This is a genomic window from Rhizobium sp. 862_C5_N1_2 (assembly GCF_051811205.1).
GTDB classification, from domain to species: domain Bacteria; phylum Pseudomonadota; class Alphaproteobacteria; order Rhizobiales; family Rhizobiaceae; genus Rhizobium; species Rhizobium leguminosarum.
Map to the genome: position 1 here is coordinate 135,352 of NZ_JBPWPT010000002.1, position 18,177 is coordinate 153,528.

At 59.0% G+C, this 18,177-nt stretch carries 16 protein-coding genes; 5 read left to right on the plus strand and 11 right to left on the minus strand.

The genetic code is table 11. From position 1 onward, the window contains the following. Nucleotides 1-19: 19 nt before the first annotated feature. From ACD590_RS24985 to ACD590_RS24995, 3 genes are all read right to left on the minus strand, one after another. Nucleotides 20-979 carry an N-acetylglucosamine kinase gene (locus tag ACD590_RS24985; RefSeq protein WP_439003610.1) on the minus strand — a complete coding sequence of 320 codons (960 nt, stop codon included), beginning with the start codon at nucleotides 977-979 and terminating at the stop codon, nucleotides 20-22. After that, nucleotides 976-1,770, minus strand: a complete 795-nt coding sequence (locus tag ACD590_RS24990; RefSeq protein ID WP_011649031.1) for a DeoR/GlpR family DNA-binding transcription regulator — start codon at nucleotides 1,768-1,770, stop codon at nucleotides 976-978. Before ACD590_RS24990 ends, ACD590_RS24985 begins: the two co-directional genes overlap by 4 nt. 189 nt (nucleotides 1,771-1,959) lie before the next feature. Beyond that, a complete protein-coding gene (locus tag ACD590_RS24995) occupies nucleotides 1,960-3,276 on the minus strand; it encodes an alpha-glucosidase/alpha-galactosidase (protein WP_439003611.1) in 1,317 nt (438 codons plus the stop codon). Between the two features lie 99 nt (nucleotides 3,277-3,375). Between ACD590_RS24995 and ACD590_RS25000 the strand changes: the two genes are divergently transcribed. Next, nucleotides 3,376-4,242 (plus strand): helix-turn-helix domain-containing protein, encoded by an 867-nt coding sequence (locus tag ACD590_RS25000; RefSeq protein ID WP_334545644.1) that lies wholly within the window; start codon nucleotides 3,376-3,378, stop codon nucleotides 4,240-4,242. A gap of 121 nt (nucleotides 4,243-4,363) precedes the next feature. On the opposite strand, the gene ACD590_RS25005 is transcribed toward ACD590_RS25000, so the two are convergent. Genes ACD590_RS25005 through ACD590_RS25030 form a run of 6 tightly spaced genes read right to left on the minus strand, consistent with a single transcriptional unit; the run spans nucleotide 4,364 to nucleotide 10,439 of the window. Next, the gene (locus ACD590_RS25005) at nucleotides 4,364-5,035 is read right to left on the minus strand and encodes a flavin reductase family protein (RefSeq protein WP_439003612.1); all 672 of its coding nucleotides are present in this window, start codon (nucleotides 5,033-5,035) and stop codon (nucleotides 4,364-4,366) included. A 1-nt stretch (nucleotide 5,036) separates the two neighbouring features. Next, nucleotides 5,037-6,461, minus strand: a complete 1,425-nt coding sequence (locus ACD590_RS25010; RefSeq protein WP_439003613.1) for a M24 family metallopeptidase — start codon at nucleotides 6,459-6,461, stop codon at nucleotides 5,037-5,039. A gap of 45 nt (nucleotides 6,462-6,506) precedes the next feature. Beyond that, entirely contained in the window at nucleotides 6,507-7,328 is an 822-nt protein-coding gene (locus tag ACD590_RS25015; RefSeq protein ID WP_439003614.1) for an ABC transporter permease, read from the minus strand. Next, nucleotides 7,321-8,148 carry an ABC transporter permease gene (locus ACD590_RS25020; RefSeq protein ID WP_018444758.1) on the minus strand — a complete coding sequence of 276 codons (828 nt, stop codon included), beginning with the start codon at nucleotides 8,146-8,148 and terminating at the stop codon, nucleotides 7,321-7,323. The genes ACD590_RS25015 and ACD590_RS25020 overlap by 8 nt, the downstream gene beginning before the upstream one ends. Nucleotides 8,149-8,157: 9 nt before the next feature. After that, nucleotides 8,158-9,207 carry an ABC transporter substrate-binding protein gene (locus ACD590_RS25025; RefSeq protein WP_439003615.1) on the minus strand — a complete coding sequence of 350 codons (1,050 nt, stop codon included), beginning with the start codon at nucleotides 9,205-9,207 and terminating at the stop codon, nucleotides 8,158-8,160. Then, on the minus strand, nucleotides 9,204-10,439 hold the full coding sequence (locus tag ACD590_RS25030) for an ABC transporter ATP-binding protein (RefSeq protein ID WP_439003616.1): 1,236 nt from the start codon (nucleotides 10,437-10,439) through the stop codon (nucleotides 9,204-9,206). Before ACD590_RS25030 ends, ACD590_RS25025 begins: the two co-directional genes overlap by 4 nt. A 503-nt stretch (nucleotides 10,440-10,942) precedes the next feature. On the opposite strand from ACD590_RS25030, the gene ACD590_RS25035 reads away from it, so the two are divergent. The 4 genes from ACD590_RS25035 to ACD590_RS25050 all read left to right on the plus strand — a co-directional run bounded on the left by ACD590_RS25035 (nucleotide 10,943) and on the right by ACD590_RS25050 (nucleotide 14,886). Next, complete coding sequence (locus ACD590_RS25035; protein WP_439003617.1) at nucleotides 10,943-11,875, plus strand: ABC transporter substrate-binding protein; 933 nt, start codon at nucleotides 10,943-10,945, stop codon at nucleotides 11,873-11,875. Nucleotides 11,876-11,880: 5 nt separating this feature from the next. Then, nucleotides 11,881-12,759 carry an amino acid ABC transporter permease gene (locus ACD590_RS25040; protein ID WP_047619938.1) on the plus strand — a complete coding sequence of 293 codons (879 nt, stop codon included), beginning with the start codon at nucleotides 11,881-11,883 and terminating at the stop codon, nucleotides 12,757-12,759. A gap of 87 nt (nucleotides 12,760-12,846) precedes the next feature. Beyond that, a complete protein-coding gene (locus ACD590_RS25045; protein ID WP_439003618.1) occupies nucleotides 12,847-13,977 on the plus strand; it encodes a sugar phosphate isomerase/epimerase family protein in 1,131 nt (376 codons plus the stop codon). Nucleotides 13,978-14,139: 162 nt separating this feature from the next. Beyond that, on the plus strand, nucleotides 14,140-14,886 hold the full coding sequence (locus ACD590_RS25050; protein WP_112907786.1) for a GntR family transcriptional regulator: 747 nt from the start codon (nucleotides 14,140-14,142) through the stop codon (nucleotides 14,884-14,886). A 181-nt stretch (nucleotides 14,887-15,067) separates the two neighbouring features. Here ACD590_RS25050 and ACD590_RS25055 read toward each other — a convergent pair whose 3' ends face one another. Beyond that, a complete protein-coding gene (locus ACD590_RS25055) occupies nucleotides 15,068-16,027 on the minus strand; it encodes an HD-GYP domain-containing protein (protein WP_439003619.1) in 960 nt (319 codons plus the stop codon). Nucleotides 16,028-16,114: 87 nt separating this feature from the next. Further along, nucleotides 16,115-17,929, minus strand: a complete 1,815-nt coding sequence (locus ACD590_RS25060; protein WP_439003620.1) for a putative bifunctional diguanylate cyclase/phosphodiesterase — start codon at nucleotides 17,927-17,929, stop codon at nucleotides 16,115-16,117. Nucleotides 17,930-18,177: the final 248 nt, after the last annotated feature.

Here is an 18,177-nt window from a genome sequence, read left to right on the forward strand (position 1 = left end):
CATTATTCTTGAGCTCAATTCACTGGGATGCGCGGTCACCGCCTTCGGCCGTGGCCACGATTTGCCCGAACCAGCCGTCGTCTAACGGCCAGTCGAGAAGCTGGGCGGCAGCCAGGAGCGCGCCGCCAATCGGGGGAAGTTTCGGCAAAGCCGGAGGCCTGCCAATTCGGCGTTCAAGCGCCTCCAGAAGTAGCCGGCTCGAAAAAGTACCGCCGGCATAGGTCCAGTCGGCATCCGGATCACAATGGCCGGCAATTGCCGCATGATGCTTCGCCAATTCATCGGCCGCCTGCTCGATCAACGCGATCGCCCCTTTGTCGCCGCCAAGTGCGACCTGATCGACGAGGGCCGAAATTGCCGCAATGTCTGCCCGTGGGTTCGCCAAGGAGCTGGCCCAATCGCCGAGGCCATTCATGGGATTGCTCGGGCCGATGTGAAGGTGGTCAAACAAGGCCTTTGCGAGAGCCGTTGCCGGAGCACGCCCGTCCAGGCTTTGGCTGACGAGGTTGAGCGCCCTCTGCCCGATCCAATGACTGCTGCCCTCATCACCGACGAGATCTCCCCAGCCGCCAGTGCGCGCCGACTGGCCTTCAGAATTGCGCGCCCATGCCATTGAACCCGTGCCGGAAAGAATGAGGATACCCGGCTCACCCGCAAAAGCACCGAGATGCGCCGCGTCGACGTCGTTGAGGACGCGCCGGTGGACGTTTGGGAACAGGCGCTCGATCGCATCCCGTTGTAGAACCGACAGGCGCTCAACCTCCCCGTAGGCGGGCAGCGCTGCGGCGACGGCCGCCAGATTTCCTTCATCGCGAAAGGGAAGGAGATGCTGCTCCAGCTCCTGGAGCCAATTCGGATTGTCCATGGGATTGACCCCGTGGCCGCGGGAACGCCGCAATATCCGGCCACGCTTGTCCGCGAGGGCAACCAGCACCTTGCTTCCGCCACCGTCGATGCCGAGGATCAGCGCGTCGCTCACTCTTTCGCCCTCAGGTCGGCGATCGTTGCGTCGACGCCGAAGTTGACAAGCTCGTCGCGCCAATGCCGCGAAAGCCCGGAATCGGTAATGACTTTCGCGGTGTCCAGCGGCGCGACCTTGTAGGTCGCCGTGGTTCCAAATTTCGAGGAATCGGCCAGGACGAAACGATTGGCCGACCGGGCCAGCATGCGCCTGTTGAGGCTCGCTTCCGCACTGTCCACGCTGTAGATCGCGCCGTCGGAACTAATGGCGCTGGCGCCAAGAAAGAGCTGGTCGAACCATAATGTTTCCAGCATTGCCTCCGCCTGAGGTCCGACAAGCGACGCATTCTCGCTACGCAGCTGACCACCGAGAAGCACCACCTCCAAATTCGGAATGTTCAGGAATTCCTGCGCTACCGTCAGGCCGTTGGTGAATATCCTGAGCGGCATGGGGTTGATGCGAACGAGGCGCGCAAGCTGCAGGACGGTCGTTCCTGCGTCGAGAAAGATTGCCGTACGCGGATGAAGCAGGTCGTAGGCCGCGGTGGCAATCGCCCGCTTGGCCGATAGATGGCGCTTTTCCCGCTCCTGAAATGCAACCTCAACCGATGATCCTTCGGCAATGCGCGCTCCGCCATGCACGCGATCAATGGCCCCCTCCTGCTCAAGGATCTGCAGGTCTCTACGAACCGTGGCAAGCGATGCGCCGATCGCATCGGCAAGAGCCTGGATGGTCGAAAAGCCGTTCGCGTAGAGGTGGCTGCGAATGGCATCCAGCCGATCGACCTTCACTCCAACTGCTTGGCTCAACGAAAATCTCCCTCACGATCCATCCCAATTTCGATCACATTTTCATTTCAAATGATCAGTGTCAATCAATTTTCTGACGTGTTTTGATTTATTGGATGACGCTGGAATGAAAAAGGCGCGCCGTGAATTCACGGCGCGCCTAAAACGAATGAACTATCATGCGCTTGTGGCTGGCTTACCCGCGGGATTTCACTGATATCTCGGCAGCAAATCGCCGTGCGCATCGATCAGGTCGTCGACAAGGTTCCAGATTTGGTCTGGAGACAATTCCGCAGACGTATGCGGATCGAGCAGAGCGGCTTGGTAGATGCGCTCGCGGTTTTTTGTAAGAGCCGCCTCGACCGTCAACTGCTGAACAGAAACACTCAAGTTCATGACGGCGGAAAGCTGAGAGGGGATCCGACCGACCCGGACCGGCTGAATTCCGTTTCTGTCGACATGGCAAGGCACTTCCACGATGCATTCATCGGGCAGATTCTCGATCAGGCCGTTGTTTGGCACATTGCCGTATATCAGCGCCGGGTTGCCGGTTACCGCGGCATGAATGATGCCGGCCGCGTATTCATTGCTGCGGCACACCTCGATCGGCTTGTCGCCTTCCAGTTCCTTCCGCAAGGCATGCCACTCTTTGATCTGCACTTCGCAGCGCCGGATGTATTCGTCCAACGGGATATTGAGCTGATCAATCAGATCCCCTCGTCCCTCCTTGATGTACCAGGAGGTATACTCGGAGAAATGCTCGCTGGATTCGGTGACGAAGTGGCCGAGCCGTTTGAGCACATCGAACCGCACCCGATCGTCCGGCGGAACGCGGCCATCGGAGGCGAGAGCGTTCAGTCTCGGATAGAGATCTTCCAGCCGTCCGTCGCTGTGAACTTTCTCATATTTCAGGAAGAAGGCGACGTGATTGATCCCAGCCGAAACGTAGTTCACGTCGGCAATGTCCTCGCCAAGGCATTGCGCGAGATGCCCGGCTGTGTGTTGCACACTATGACACAAGCCGACGGTCCGGATTTCCGGGGCCAGATCCTTGATCGCCCAGCAGTTGATGGCCATCGGGTTGACGTACTGCATCAGAAGAGCCCGCGGGCAAACCTCCTGCATGTCTCGGCAGATCGCCTCAAGGACTGGTATCGTCCGCAAACCGCGGAAAATACCCCCGATGCCAAGGGTGTCGGCGATCGTCTGACGCAAGCCATATTTTTTCGGAATGTCGAAGTCCGTGACGGTAGCCGGCTTATAGCCACCGACCTGCATCATGAGGATCACGAAATCAGACCCGCGCAGTGCTTCCCGCCGGTCGAGCGTGGCGTCGATCCTGACGCTTGAAAGCTTAAGCGACTCGCAGATCCGGCGAGCGACGATTTCTGACGTCTTCAGTCGCTCTGGATCGATATCGAAGAGGCTGATGACGTAGTCGCTCCCTCTCTGCGTGGACAGGACATCTCCCAGAATGTTCTGGGCAAAAACGGTGCTGCCAGCGCCAACCAGACAAATCTTCGGCATTGCAATCTCCCCATGGGTTGTGATTGCTTATTGCTCCTTCTAGATCAGAATTTCTTCCTGACATCGGCCTATTAATTCCGGGATTCGAGTCTCCTACAAATGAAACATAGCCAAAGCCGCGGCGAATGGATTGGATCCCGAGGGCAGTTCCTGATCGAGCGTCACATCGCTGATGCGATGGCCGCACCGCATTGGCACGACCACGTTGAATTAAACCTGCTCATGGCAGGCCAGATGACCTACCTTTTCAATGGAAGGCTGGAACAGGTTGAGGCCGGCCGCCTGGTTTTATTCTGGGCCGCAATTCCCCATCAGACGATCGCTGTTGCCGAAAACGCGCCGCTCGTATGTCTCTATCTTCCCCTTATCGATTTCCTTGGTCTGCCGGTGGACAGAAAGGCGAGGCAGTCGATCATGCAGGGGAGGTTTCTGGCGCAAGCAAATCAGGAAACGATGGATGCGTTGACACTCCCGCGATGGGAAAAGGAATGGCAGGGCGGCAGTGCGGCAAGACGGAAATTGATCGTCGAGGAAGTACGACTGCGAATACGACGTCTGATCCTGGACAATGCTGAAATCGACAATTCGCCGACCAATGTCTCTCCGACATCGTTGGCTGGCCACGCAGTGCGCCACGTCGAGCTGCTGATCGACCTCATCAATTCCCGCTACGCAGATCCGATAAGCGTACCCGATCTCGCCAAGCTTGCGGGCATGCATCCAAGCACCGCCAACAGCGCTTTCCGAAAGGTTCTGGGAATATCAGTCAACGAATACCTGACCCGACATCGGATTGCCCGGGCGATGCAGCTTCTGACAGACACGGAGGATCCTGTCCTCCAGATCGGTTTTGACTGCGGGTTTGGTTCCAGCAGCCGCTTCTACGAGATTTTCAAGGAGCGAACGGGTACGACCCCCCGTCATTTCCGAGAAGCGGTGAACTCCAAGAACACTCCGGCGCCTTGATGCGATATGAGCTGTCGCCCCCCCAAATTGCTCGCGGGATCGACAAGAAGGAGTTGATGCTCGATATGTCGGCGTGAGGATCGGGCAAGGTCCGTGAGAAAATCTCGGATTGGTGGCAAGCTCAAGCGGTGGCCGCATTCGAAACCTCTTGGCGCAAAGCCCACTCCTCCTTCGTCAGAGTCTTGATGTCGAACTGGTCGCGCGTCCTGGCATAGGTGTGGCCGCCCATCCTGCCGACGGCATCCATTCGCTGTTGGTCGATGTGCAGGTTCGCCGGATTGACCGCATCGCTTCTGACATAGACGCCGAGCACTTCGCCAAGGATGATTTCGCGGGCGGGACCGACCTGCAGGGTCGTGTGGCGGCGGCATTCCAGCGCTGCGGGGGCTGCGAGGATGCGTGGGCTTCTGACCATCTGTCCCGGCACCGTTGTCAGTCCGGCTTCCGAGAGTTCATCGACCTCAGGCCCGAACTTGATGGCGCAGACCTCCATCCGCTCGACGAGCGCGTCGTCGCAGATGTGCACCGTGAATTCGCCGGTTTCGCGGATGTTGCGGGCTGTATCCTTGAAGCGCATGTCGGCATAATTCTCGACGCCGATGGCGACGATCGCCGGGTCGTGAGTGAGGACGTTGAAGAAGCTGAACGGGCCGGCATTCGGCTTGCCATCCTTGCTCACTGTCGTCACCAGCGCGATCGGGCGGGGAATGACTGTGCCGATGAGGATCTTGTAACGCTCGCGCTCGGTCAGCTTGCCGAAATCGAAATGCGTATGAGATTTGTTGTCGGTCATGTCAGGCCTCGGCACCGACGTGGTGGGTTTCAAGCGGGGTATGGCGGCTGAGGTTCTCAAAACCGTCCTTGGTCACGACATACATGTCGCCGATATTGCAGCCGGCCGACAGCGGTTCCAGCCATTGGGTGTGGAGGACGAAGACCATGCCCTCCTCCATCCTGTCGTAGTTGTGCGAGGAGATGTTGAAGCTGTTCTGGCCGCCGGCCATGCCGACCGAATGGCCGAGGTTCGGATTGTGCGGTCCGTGCGTTGCCGGATAGACATGCATGAGCTTGCGGCCCTGCGCCTCCCAGTCGATGTCCTTCACATACTGATTGGGGATCAGGCGTGCTCCGCCGTCTTCCATCGGCGACCAGTTATAGGGCATGGTGCGTGCCTCGGGTGACATGAGCATGCCGCGCTCGATCATCGGTTCGAAGGCGGCATTGTTGACGTCGCGCATCAATGCGCCGGGTTTGACGAGCCTTTCGGCCCGCTTGACGCCTTCGGTGCAGGCGGCAAGCACATCCTCCTGATGGCTGGTGATGTCGCCGATCGCGATCATGCGGGCGGTCTGGGCCGTATAGCCGCGATAGGTGACGTTGGAGATGTAGAGGTTTATGAGGTCGCCCGGGCGGACGATATGGCCATAGGGCTTGCCGCAATGCGTGCCGAATTCGTTGATGCCGATCTGGTAGCCGTCGCCCGTCTCGCCGCCGAGTGCCATCTGCGCATAGGTGAAGGCGGCCAGGATTTCATGGTCGGTCACGCCGGGCTTTGCCACATGATAGGCAGCCTGCGTGCCGATGCTGATCAGCTGGGCGGCGGCGCGGAAGATCTCGATCTCGCGCGGCGAGCGGACCTTCTGCATGCGGTCGAGGATGGCGTTGTCGGCGACAAACTTGCTCTTCGGCATCAGTTCGTCGAGCGCAGACCAGAAGGTCAGTGACGTGCGGTCGCCGATCCTGCCGATCTGGGCCTTGGCGAGACCGAGATCGGCGAGAACCTCTGCGCATTTCTCGGCGGTCTTGAGGAGGGAATCGCCCGGGCGGTCGGCATATTCGCGGCCGATCGGGCCGATCTGCCAGATCTCGTCGACGAGTACGGGCTCGCCGCCTGGCGGAAGCAGGACGGATTGCGTGAAGAAGGACAGAAGCACCATCGCCTTGTCGGCGTCGGTCGGGATGATCAGCACGCCTTCGCGCATCCAGTCGCAGATATAGCGCAGATAGGCGTTCGAAGCGTGGAACCAGCCGACGCTGCCGGCGTGGACGATCAGCGCGTCATGACCGGCTTCGACCGCCTGACGGCGAATTCGGCGAAGGCGGTCCTCGAACTCTTCGACAGGAAGCGGCAGCGGAGCGGAGAAATCAAAATCCGGCTGGAAATCGGCCAGCAGCGATCCCATCCGATAGCCGCCTGCGTTTGTCGCACGCATGTTCATAAGTTTGTTCCTTCTAATCCAAGCATAGGTCAAATGGCGGATCGTTCAGGCCTGCCGTGGCGGCGCGAGAACGCGCCGGGCAACCAGCAGTCCCACCAGCGTCACGGCGATCAGAATTCCCGAAATTGCCGCGACGCGCACATCAAGCGATTCCTCGATCAGCGCGAACATGCGCAGCGGCAAGACGGTCGTTCGGGCGTCGGCGAGGAAAAGCGATACCGACACATTATCGAGCGACTGGATGAAGACGAGAAATGCGCCGGCCAGAATGCCGGGCATCAGCAGCGGCAAGGTCACGCGCCGCAGCGTCATGAACCAGCTCGCGCCCATGGTCGTCGATGCCTCAGCAAGCGAGGGATTGAGTCCCTGGGCGACGACGGAGGCGGCTCGGTACATCAGCGGTCCGAAGACGACCACATGGCCTGATACGGTCAGCCAGAGCGACGGCTTGAAGCCGATGAAATTGGCGACGATCAAGGCGGCAAGGCCGTAGACGAGGCTCGGCAGAACGAGCGGGGCGAGCAGAAGCGGCTCAATCGTGCCGACCGTGCGGCGCTGCATGCGCGTCATGCCGATGGTTGCCGGAACCGCAAAGATCAGCGATCCGAGGACGGCAAGGCCGGCGATCTTCAGCGAATTCCAGGCGGCGATATGTTCGGTGGCCGAGCGCACGGGATCGAGCAGCGCCGCGTACCATCGGAAGGAAAAGCCCTGCGGCGGATATTTCAATGTCTGCCCCGAGGTAAACGACATCGTCAGCGCTATCACTATGGGTGCCACGAGATAGATGACGCAGAGCCCGCCAAATCCGTAGACGAATGCCTTGTAGAGCATGACGGGCATGGGGTTTTCGCGACGATCACGCATGACCGACCAACCTCCTGTGACGGGACATCATGGTAAGGGCGACCAGCAGGCAACCGGTGGACAGCAGGAGAACGACGGCGATGGCCGAGGCCAGCGGCCAGTCGAACAGCGTGCCGACTTCGCGGTAGATCAGCTGCGGAACATAGACGTTGCGCGCACCGCCGATGACGGCCTGGGTGACGAAGGAACTGCTGGTGCTAGCAAAGACGAGGATCCAGCCTGCCAGCAGGCCCGGCAGCATCAGCGGCAGAAGCACGGTGACAAGGATGCGCCAGGGACCGGCGCCGGAAACCTGGGCGGCTTCCGTCAGCTGGACGGGCGTGCGTGACAGGATCGCGATCAGCGGCAGGATGATCAGTGGCAGGTCGATCTGGCACATTGCCATGACCAGGCCGAGTTCGGTAAACAGCAGGCTCGTCGGCATGCCCACGAGGCCGAGCCCAACCAGCGCTTCGCTGATCGGCCCCTGGCGCCCGAGGATGACGATCCAGGCGAAGGTGCGCACGACATTGCTGGTCAGCATCGGAATGAGCGTCAGGAAAATCAGCACCTGCCGCAGGTTTCGGCCGCCATGCCAGTAGAGAAGCGCGATCGGCACGCCGAGCAAGGTCGTGCCGATGACGGTTTCAAGGCCGAGCCTTGCGGTATTGACGAGGACGCGGAAATTGAACGCGTCCCCGAAGAAGCGGGCATAATGTTCGAGGGTTGCTCCGCCGGAGCCGGCGAAGCTGAAACCGACGAGGACGGCGAGCGGCGTTGCGAAGAACGCCACCGAAAGCAACAGCATCGGTAGGACGTATGGGAAGCCGCTCGCCTTCATCACATCACCTCAACCGGCAACGAGGGCGTCGAACTGGCGAATCCAGTCGTCGCGGTTCTTGTTGATCGCGACCCAGTCTGGATAGACCATGGTCTTGATCTGGTCGCGGGTGACATAGGCTTCGATGCCAGGTGTCAGCGCCACATCCTTGTTGGTCGGGAACATCTCGGTCGGCGGTTCCTTGAGCTGATCCTGGGCAGCCTTGGAGATGGCGGCATCCATGTAGGCGTAGGCCGCATCGACGTTCGCGGAGCCCTTAGTCAGATGGATGTTGACCGGGGCTGCCGGCGAGCCCGTTTCCGGATGAACAAACTCGGCGTTGAGGCCGAGGCTCTTCAGATGAGCGACGTTGCCGGTCGAGCACATGAAGACGGCGATTTCGCCCTGCTGGAACAGCGTCATCTGGTGATTGGTGCTGTCGACGACGCCCTTCAGATGCTCCGGATGGTCCTTGAACAGCTTGAAGACGGCATCCATGTCGTTGGGACCAGAACCGAAGATCTTGGCGATTTCGGTATAGGCCATCACTGCGGTGTTCGAGGCAAAGCCCGTCCACGAGACCTTGCCACTATAGGCCGGGTTCTCGAAGAGATCACGATAGCCCTTCGGCTTCGGAACGAGATCGGGATTGTAGGCGATGCCGTTGACTTCGATGGTCACGGTTGGGCCGTATTCGCCCTGGAAGGACGGATCGAGCATTCCCCAGTTCTTGAGCTTGCTCGAATCGATCTTCTGGATCAGGTTCTTCTCGATGGCGACCGCCATCTGGCCCGGCGACATCAGCAGCGTGTCATAGGGCGGGTTGCCGGGGCTCGCCATGATCTTAGCGAGCTGATCCTGCGCGAGTGCCGGAGCAACCGTGAGGTCATAACCTGCATCCTTGACCATCGGGGTCAGGACGGTGCGATAGGCGTCCTCCCGGCTCCCTGGAAAGGTGGCAGCGACAGCGCCGCCGCCTGCAGCGCGGACTGCAAGCGGAAGCATGGCAGATGCGGCGACACTGGCCGCCAGGAAACCGAACCCGCGACGGGTAATCTGAAAGTCCTTCATAACGTTCACCTCTGTTGATCTGTTTCTTCACTCATGATTTCCGGTTCGGCCGGAAAGGCGTGACATCTTGCGGTGTCGATCTCTGCAAATAGCTGTGTTCCCGGTTCGGGAATGAATGTGGTGGGTCCTCTGACCTCGGACGCGCGCAGGCCCGTGCCGTCTTCTAGAACAAGGTCATGGACGAGAGAGGGGCCGAGCGGCACGGAAACCGTCATACGAACGGGCAAGGTGCTCTCGCTCGGCTGCGTCGACAGGCGAGCCTCTTCCGGACGGAAGGTGATCGTGACCTTCGAGCCGAGAGTGAAGCTCAGCCGGCGCGGCAGGAGCAGGGTCCGGTCATTGGCAAGGCCAATCAGGGTGCTGTCGGCATCGAGCCGCAGCACCGTTCCGCTGAGCAGGTTGGCCTGCCCGATGAAGGTGTTGACGAAGAGCGTCTTCGGGCGATCGTAGACCGCCATCGGCGTGTCGATCTGCTCGACATTGCCCTGGTTCATCAGCACCAGGCGATTTGCGAGGCTCTGAGCCTCCTCCTGGTCATGCGTGACGATCAGCGTCGTGATGCCGAGCGTCTTCTGCAGGTGCAGCAGCTCCACCTGCAGATCGAAACGCAGGGCGCGGTCGAGCGCGCCAAAGGGTTCGTCGAGCAGAAGAAGGGACGGGCGTCCGGCGATGGCGCGGGCGACGGCCACGCGCTGCTGCTGACCGCCGGAGAGTTCCCGCGGCAGGCGGTTTCCATAATCCTTGAGCCTGACGAGAGACAGCATCTCCTCGACGCGCTCCTTGCGCTCGGCGCGGGGAAGCTTCTGGCAGGCGAGCGGATAGGCTATGTTTTCTGCGACCGTCAGATGCGGAAACAACGCATAGTTCTGGAAAACCATGCCGACGCCGCGCGAGCGGGCCGAAACATTGGCGAGGTCTTGATCCCCGAGCACAATCTTGCCGGTCTTCGGCTGTATCAGCCCGGCGATGGCACGCAGCACGGTCGACTTGCCGCAGCCGCTCGGCCCGAGCAGGGCAACGATCTCGCCGGCCTCGATATCAAAGGCCACGTCGCTGATGGCATTCTGGCCACCATAGCTGTGGGTGAGGCCCTGAACGCTGAGCCGTTTGCGTTCAGCCGTATTCGGTATGCCTGGCATAGGGCCTCCCTGGTTCTGGGGCGGGGTCACGGACTGCTGCGCTGTCTCCGGCACAAGACGGAGGTGCGGTCGGGCGAGGAATTTTGCGTCGAGCTTGTTCATGAAAAGCGAATTGCAAGCGGCATGCCAGTTTTGTAGTTCGCCATTGACGATACAAGTAAATATATGAAAAATAATAGATATGTATGATTTATGAAGTTTCGAAAGTTTGTAATAAGAGATATTAACTTAAAAATGCGAATTTATGTTTTGTATAAATTTTCGCCAGCATCGTATATTAAATGAGCATCAGATAGCCGCAGTCACGGCCTCTGAGCCGGCGACCATGTGCCGAAAATCATGGGATTTGGCATCTGAGGAGGCGTTTTTTGGTCTTGTGGACGGATGAACTGGTCAACAATGATGCGACATGGCCATGGAGCGTAAAAATTGTGCATGATATCTTCGAAACTTTATGCGAATTCTATTTCGAAACTACGTCCGAATATCGTGATCAACAAAAATCGTATATATATCAAATGATTATTGATCCAGTACTGCAAGTGGCACGTCGATTGCATGGATGATCCCGAGAATTCACCGATACAAAAATGGAAGGGGATCACATGATGCGCATTCAGAAAATCTTGAAGGCCGGAGTTGCCGGAGCGATGGTCACCTTGATCGCAGCCTCTGCCCGTGCCGCTGAGAGTGCCGCCGAGAAGATGACGGCCGATGCCGATGTCGCCAAGCTCCCCGGTGTCGTCCTCACGCAGAAGCTCGCCGACGGGCTGCCGCCCTCCGTCAAGTCATCGGGCGTCCTGAAGGTCGCGACCGACCTGACGCCGCCGATCAGCTTTCACGGCGAAGACGGCAAGCTGATCGGCATCGATGCCGATATCGCCGCCGCACTCGGCGTCATCCTGGGTGTCGATGTGCAGATGACCGATGTCGGCGCGGGTGCTGCAATCGTGCCCTCCATATTGGCAAAGCGCTTCGACATCTCGATCTCGGGGATCAACGACGACCCGGAACTCGAAAAGCAGGTCGACGTGATCGACTACATGTATGACGCCACCACGATCATGACCGGCAAGGACAATCCGCTCGGGATCAACGGCTTGGACGATTTGTGCGGCAAGAAGGTCGCCGTTCCTGTCGGTACCTTCCAGGCGAAGATGGTCGAGGCGACATCGGCCAAGTGCGCGACGCCGGTCAACATCATGTCGATCCCGAAAATGCCGGATGTGCTGCAGGCCGTGCGCACTGGGAGGGCTGACGCCACGGTCAATGGCTACGCCACCAGCGTCTACACGACCGAACACCAGACCGGAAACGGTAAGGGCCTGCAGGCGCTGCCGGATATCCGCCTTGCCGTCGGTTATCTCGGCATGCTGACCGCCAAGGACAACCCGCAACTGCGCGACAGCGTCGTTGCCGCCTTGCAGCAGATGGTAGACTCCGGCGCCTACGAGACCATCATGAAGAAGTGGAGCCTCGGACCGCTGGCCGTGAAGACCGTCAAGGTTAACGATGCCGCCAACATGCCTGCGGATTGACGCCGATGGCCCTGTTTCAAGCGTCACCAATATCGCTTACCCTTGCGCCATCGGTCGGAAGACCGATGCGTTGGGGCCAGATCGCAACCGGTGCCATCGCGATTTCAGCGCTGGCCTTCTTCGCGCTCGTCGTCGGGCAGAGCCAGAGTATCCAGTGGTCGGAGATCCCTCGCTATCTCGTGGATCCTTCGATCCTGCGCGGCGTGCTGTTGACGCTTGAACTGACGGCAGGCGCCATGGTGTTCGGCATCGTGCTCGGATGCCTGCTGGCACTGATGGCGACGAGCCAGAACCTGGTCCTGAAGGCGATCGCCGCCGGCTTCGTCTGGTGGTTTCGCGGCGTCCCGCTCATTGTCCAGATCTTCTTCTGGTTCAACATCGCCCTCTTCATCCCGCAGGTCGGGATGGGAAGCTTCACCATTTCGATCAACGATCTGGTGACGCCGGCCCTGGCTGGCTTTCTCGCACTCGGGCTGCATGAAGCCGCCAACATGTCGGAGATCATACGCGGTGGCCTGGTCGCGGTCGATCGCGGCCAGCGGGATGCGGCATCCGCGCTGGGATTGAAGCCGGTGCAGACATTGCGGGCCGTTATCCTGCCGCAGGCAGCCCGGCTCATCGTACCGCCAACCGGCAATCAGGCGATCGGCATGCTAAAGGCGAGCGCCATCGTCTCCGTTATCGGGATGCAGGATCTGCTGACCCAGGCACAGGCGATCTACGCCCGGAACTTCCTGGTGATCGAACTGCTGTTCGTCGCCTCGATCTGGTACCTCGCAATCACCAGCATCGCATCGATCGGCCAGCATTTCCTCGAACAAAGCCTCGTTCCGAAGGGCTGGAGCTCGGCGGAGAGGCCCCTTGTCAGGAGGCGCGGCCGGTAGCGTCGGCTGCCTTTAATTTCACCGAACGCCCAACACCAAAGATCGCCATGGAAGCGATCCGATCAGGAAACAGCAAAGGAGCTTGAAATGAAATTGGGTATCGACGGGCTGAAGCTGCCCGAAGCGAAGAAGCGTGGCCCGCTGGCAAGTCTCGACCATGTTAAGGAATTGGGTCTGGCGGGCATCTTCTTTAGCACTGTCCTCGACATGAGCCCGGATCTCGATGGCGGTTTGCTGCGGGAGATCCGCGCCAAGGCCGACGAGCTCGGCCTCTATCTCGAAAGCGGCATCGGCAAGATCAATCCCTATTGCAGCGCCGAAGCGCCGGAACTGCGAGCAATCGGCGATGGCGACATCATCGCTGGCTTTACACGGATGATCGAGGCGAGTGCAGCAATCGACTGCCGTGAGCTCTGGGTTTCACCTGGTAACTTCAAGTCGGTTTATCGCGGGCGGCTGGCCAATGACCGCTTCCGCACGGATATCACCTGGGAAGACCAACTGATCGCCATCGAAAAGGTGCTGCAGAAGATAGCCCCCGTTGCCCGCGCAAACGGCACGCATATCAACATTGAAACCCATGACGAGATCACCTCCTTCGAGATCCTGAGGCTGATCGAGGCGGTCGGCTCCGACTGCGTCGGCGTCGTCTTCGATACGGCAAACGGACTGCAGCGAGCCGAGCATCCGGTGTTTGCCGCCAAGCGTCTGGCACCCTATGTGCGCCAGACCCATATCAAGGATGCCTATGTCGGCCGCGCGCCCGGCGGTCTCGATTTTCAGACCCGACCTTGCGGCGGCGGCATAGTTGATTTCGCCGCGATCCTTCCCATTCTTGCGGACGCCAACCCCACGCTGAACCTGTCGCTGGAGGTCGCCCAGTCTGTCGCCGACAAGCCTCGCAAGGCTAATCCGCGGCAGTGCATCGAGATCGAGGATCCGGTCTGGCGAGCAGCGCATCCGGACCTGACGGCGGATGAGCTTGCGGCCTACATGGCGATGGTGGATGCCTATGAAAAGCGGGTCGCCTCCGGAGCGGTTCTCGACTGGGAAGCCTATGAGAGCCGCCGCTACGGCTACCCGACCTATGAGACGCAATCCTACGGCTTCAATGAGGCGATTGGTTTCATCAAGCAGTCGGCCCGCCACATCGAGGCTATTTGCGCCGAAACGGGTATTGCCTTGTCCCCGCCAGCAAAAGAACAAAAGGCAGCCTAGCCGCGCGGGCGGAGATTTTCGTCGGCGCCCTCACAGGGGATTTCTATCAAAATCCAGTGGTTGCGCAGAAACATTCTTATAGAAATAATTACAACGAATGGATATTCGGTGCACGAGTAAGTGGACACGCAAAACATACCGGGGCTTGAAGTGGTGAAGGCAATAAGGAAGACGCGCCGTCAAAACGTAAAGACGCCGCCCGCGTCCAATGGGGCGGCCGATATCGCCGACAACAACGACGACGTCTCCGAGCGCATTCGCGCCACGCTGGCGGCAGCTATCGGTGAAGGCGCCTTAAAGCCGGGCACGAAAATCCTGGAGGAGGCGATCGCGGAGCATTTTGGCGTTAGCCGCACGGTCGTACGCGGCGCGCTCGGTGTTCTCGAAAGTGATCACCTCCTGGAGCGAAAGAGAAACCGCGGCACTTTTGTTGCGGAACCCAGCATTGCCCAGGCCAAGAACCTGTTCGAAGCCCGCCGAAAACTTGAAGGACTTCTGCTGGAACTCGTTATTGCACGGGCAACGGCCGAACAACTCGATGCCCTGCAAAAACTGACCGACGAAGAAGAGCACATCCATCACCATGGTGATGAGAAGTCCAAGACGGTTCTGTCTGGGAAATTTCATATCGTACTCGCCGAAACCGCTGGAAATCCTGTCTTGACGGAAATGCTCTCGAAGATCGTCGCTCGCCTGTCCCTCGTCATGTCCTTGTATGAAGAAGAGCGTAAGGACGACTGCGGCGCAGACCACCACCGAATGATCGTGGCGGCGCTGAAGGCCAAGGACCTGGCGAAGGCTCAGCAACTAATGGACCATCACCTGGCCGATATCGAGGGCCGCGTGCGGCTCACCGAAGGACACGGTGATCGGCATACGTTCTTGGCTGTGCTCGAGAACTTCTCGTAGTTTCGAACGTCGCCTCCCGAATACGATATGGCCATCAATGTTCGCCTTGATGATATTCGAACCGACGAGGCGGACATCGCTCTTGTGCACTTGGTCTCTGCTGCCGAAGTGACCGCCGATCCGGAGCGGAGTTGCAATTGACGTTTGGCCGGTGCGACGCGCCGTCCGGCAAATGACGGCTCTAGTGGAGCGTGCCGCTGATCACCATTTTTGACACGAATGCGGAAAGAAGCTGGCTATCGAAATGGCCCGGCGAATTCATCATCATGTTGATTGCCTCCGCTTGCGAGAAGGCGCGCTTATACGGCCTGATTGTGGTCAACGCTTCGTAAACGTCACAAATCGCCGCAAGCCGGGCTACGTAAGGGATCTTCTTTCCGGCGAGCCGACCAGGATAGCCAGAGCCATCGAACTTTTCGTGGTGGTAGCGACAAATGTCGAGCACCTGCTTGGGAATATGCGCGACATGAGAAACCAGCTCATATCCCCGCTGAGGATGCCCGCGCACAAGATCCATTTCCTCGGCCGTCAGTTTACCGGGTTTCGTCAAAATTTCGTCCGGCAGCGCCATTTTTCCAAGATCGTGAACCAGTCCACCGAGTCCGAGGACCCGTACCTCCTCTTCTCCATGACCGAGGCTGCGCCCCAGGGTGATCATCAGCGCGCTAACCGCCAGCGAGTGGAGGAACGTCAGCTCATCTTTTTCCTTCAGCTTCGCGACCGCGATCAGCGCACCGGCATTGTCGAAGGCTGCCGACATGATCCGCTCCACAGCCGAGCTTGCCGCATCGCTGGCAAAGGAGGCTTTGATCCTGGCGTGGGCAAGCATTTGGCGGATCTGCGGTCTCGTATCCTCTACGCATTCCCTCGCCTGCTTGATATCCTTCGCCGAAAACACGGCACGAAGCTGGGCGTCAAACGCAGCCCGGTCGATGTCCTGTGTCGCACCCGGGTCGACATCCGCGCCTTTTCCGACGTCGATCACGACCGTCATCAGGCGGCTTGCCATCAAACTCTCGACCTGACCGGCCGCCGAGATCAGGAACGGCTTGAACCGGCGTGTCCTGTCTTCCCCCTCAATCTCGACGTCCTCGACATACATTCCGACCCGCAATTGGCTGACATGTATCCGTTTTCGCATCTCTGATCCGTTCAAAATGATCTTGGTACTCATGTGTTGTCTCAGGTATCGGGTCTGGCCCGAGCGCGAAAACCTCGCCCAGGGAGGCTATCGGGCTCCGGCACGGGTCTTGTCTCTGTTGGGCCATTGTCCATGCTGCTCTAAAATGGCTGCGGCAGCCGTTCGATCGACTGCTTTCGAAAAGAGGTAGCCCTGTCCGAGCTTGCAGCCGAGTTGGCTCAACTGAGCAGCTTGGGATTCTGTCTCAATCCCCTCTGCGACAACCCGGATTCCCAGCTTGTCAGCTATTCCGATCAGGCCTTCAACGATGAAAGTTCCTGCGTCGCCGGGCACCATGCGATCGATGAAGGACTTGTCGATCTTGATGATGTCGACCGGCACCGTCAGCAGATGGGTCAAAGACGCGTAGCCCGTGCCAAAGTCGTCGAGGGCAACCCGTAAGCCCTTGGACCGAAGAGCCTTTATCTCCTCCGCCACAACATAGTCCCGTTGTCCGAGGTAAACCGATTCCGTTACTTCGAGGATGATGTGCTTAAGAGGAACCTCCGCTTCCCCGAAAATGCGGCACAGCCTGTCTTGCAGATTACCGCCACGAAAATCTGCGGCAGACAGGTTGATCCCGACATGTTGAAGAGGAAGGCCTCGGGCAAGCCAGCTCCGGATGTCCCTTGCAACCCTCAGTAACATCCGTTGTGTCAGCTCAGCAGCAATATGGGCGTCTTTCGTGGCCTCATGGAAATGCGCTGCGGCTATGATTTCGCCGGAAGGCGTGGTCATTCGACACAAGGCTTCGAAACCGACAATTTCGCGAGTATCCAGGCGCAATATCGGCTGGTAATGCGCGTCGATCCGATCCTCTTCCAGGGCGACGCCCACATCGCGAACCGCCCTGAAGCGTCGGGTCAGGGCGGTGCCCAGGCCGGGATAGTGTTGCACGTACCGGCCGCGATTGTGTTCTTTCGCATGATAGAGCGCCACATCGGCGTTCTGGCGGATCTGGTTAGGGTTTGGTTCCATCTCAGCCAGCGCACCGCCAATCGTCGCGGCGGGAAAGACGACATGACCGTCGCAGGTTGACGGAGAGGACAGTGCTTTCAAGATGTCGGTTGCCCTGACATTCAGATCAAGGTCCTTGTCGTCCGACACAATGACAGCAAACTCATCTCCACCGAGCCTAAACGTGTTTTTGGGGCCTGCTGTCGCGGCGATCCGGTCTGCAACTACTTGAATCAATGCGTCGCCGGCTGCGTGCCCGAACGTGTCGTTCACGAGTTTCAAGTTGTCGATGTCCACCAGCAAGATGCCCCAGGCGCGTCGGGATCGAGGCAGCTCTTCGGCTAGAAGCTGGTTGAAACGAGCGCGATTCGACAGCCCTGTTAAAGCGTCGCTGTATGTCAGCCGCTGACGTTCCATTACACGTTCTTCGCGATCGATGGCGATTATGCAGAGATGGACACAGGCGTCGACCAGGTCCCGTTCGATTGCCTTCGGACCGCGGTGGTCTCGATAGTAGAAGGCGAAGCTACCAATCACCTCCTCGCCACGCTTGATCGGGCTGGACCAGCAAGCCTTCAATCCCAGTGGAAGGACCAGGGACTTGAAGTCCTGCCAACGAGGATCAGTCGAGATATCGGTGACAATGACCGCTTCACCGAAATAGGCAGCAGCGCCACAGGAGCCCGCAAGAGGACTGGCCTCAAGATTGTCGACAGCCGCTGAATAGTGAGGCGGTAGGGAAGGTCCAGCGAGTGTGTGAAGACGGCTCCCGTCGAACGTCAGCACCGAAGCGATGATCCCAGGAACGGCGGCCTCAACCTCGAGGCAAAGTTGCTCCATCGTTGCTGCCAGCGGTTTCCCTTTGGCAATCATTTCCAGAATGGCATTCTGCAACTCAAGGATCATGACGTCACTTCCCGGAAGGAGACCCTCCCTAGCAAACCGACTTTCAGATCAGGTTACGCGGTTGATTAGATTTTGATCGAATAGACGCCATTGATCAGTTAAGAACCCCGTCGTGCCGAGCCTCGCGTGCGAAAGGTTTTATCCATCATTCGGATCTCCTTCTCGAACGGAGTGGGATTGACCGAATGTCGCGGTCATTCTCTAAAGGTGACTGTGAACATACAATCCTCAGTCGTACTTTTGAGGAC

Coding starts and splice junctions, on each gene's coding strand:
- ACD590_RS24995 (WP_439003611.1), bottom strand. CDS start 3,276: ATGCCGAAGATTTGTCTGGTTGGCGCTGGCAGCACCGTTTTTGCCCAG.
- ACD590_RS25000 (WP_334545644.1), top strand. CDS start 3,376: ATGAAACATAGCCAAAGCCGCGGCGAATGGATTGGATCCCGAGGGCAG.
- ACD590_RS25005 (WP_439003612.1), bottom strand. CDS start 5,035: ATGACCGACAACAAATCTCATACGCATTTCGATTTCGGCAAGCTGACC.
- ACD590_RS25010 (WP_439003613.1), bottom strand. CDS start 6,461: ATGAACATGCGTGCGACAAACGCAGGCGGCTATCGGATGGGATCGCTG.
- ACD590_RS25015 (WP_439003614.1), bottom strand. CDS start 7,328: ATGCGTGATCGTCGCGAAAACCCCATGCCCGTCATGCTCTACAAGGCA.
- ACD590_RS25020 (WP_018444758.1), bottom strand. CDS start 8,148: ATGAAGGCGAGCGGCTTCCCATACGTCCTACCGATGCTGTTGCTTTCG.
- ACD590_RS25030 (WP_439003616.1), bottom strand. CDS start 10,439: ATGAACAAGCTCGACGCAAAATTCCTCGCCCGACCGCACCTCCGTCTT.
- ACD590_RS25035 (WP_439003617.1), top strand. CDS start 10,943: ATGATGCGCATTCAGAAAATCTTGAAGGCCGGAGTTGCCGGAGCGATG.
- ACD590_RS25040 (WP_047619938.1), top strand. CDS start 11,881: ATGGCCCTGTTTCAAGCGTCACCAATATCGCTTACCCTTGCGCCATCG.
- ACD590_RS25045 (WP_439003618.1), top strand. CDS start 12,847: ATGAAATTGGGTATCGACGGGCTGAAGCTGCCCGAAGCGAAGAAGCGT.
- ACD590_RS25055 (WP_439003619.1), bottom strand. CDS start 16,027: ATGCGAAAACGGATACATGTCAGCCAATTGCGGGTCGGAATGTATGTC.
- ACD590_RS25060 (WP_439003620.1), bottom strand. CDS start 17,929: ATGATCCTTGAGTTGCAGAATGCCATTCTGGAAATGATTGCCAAAGGG.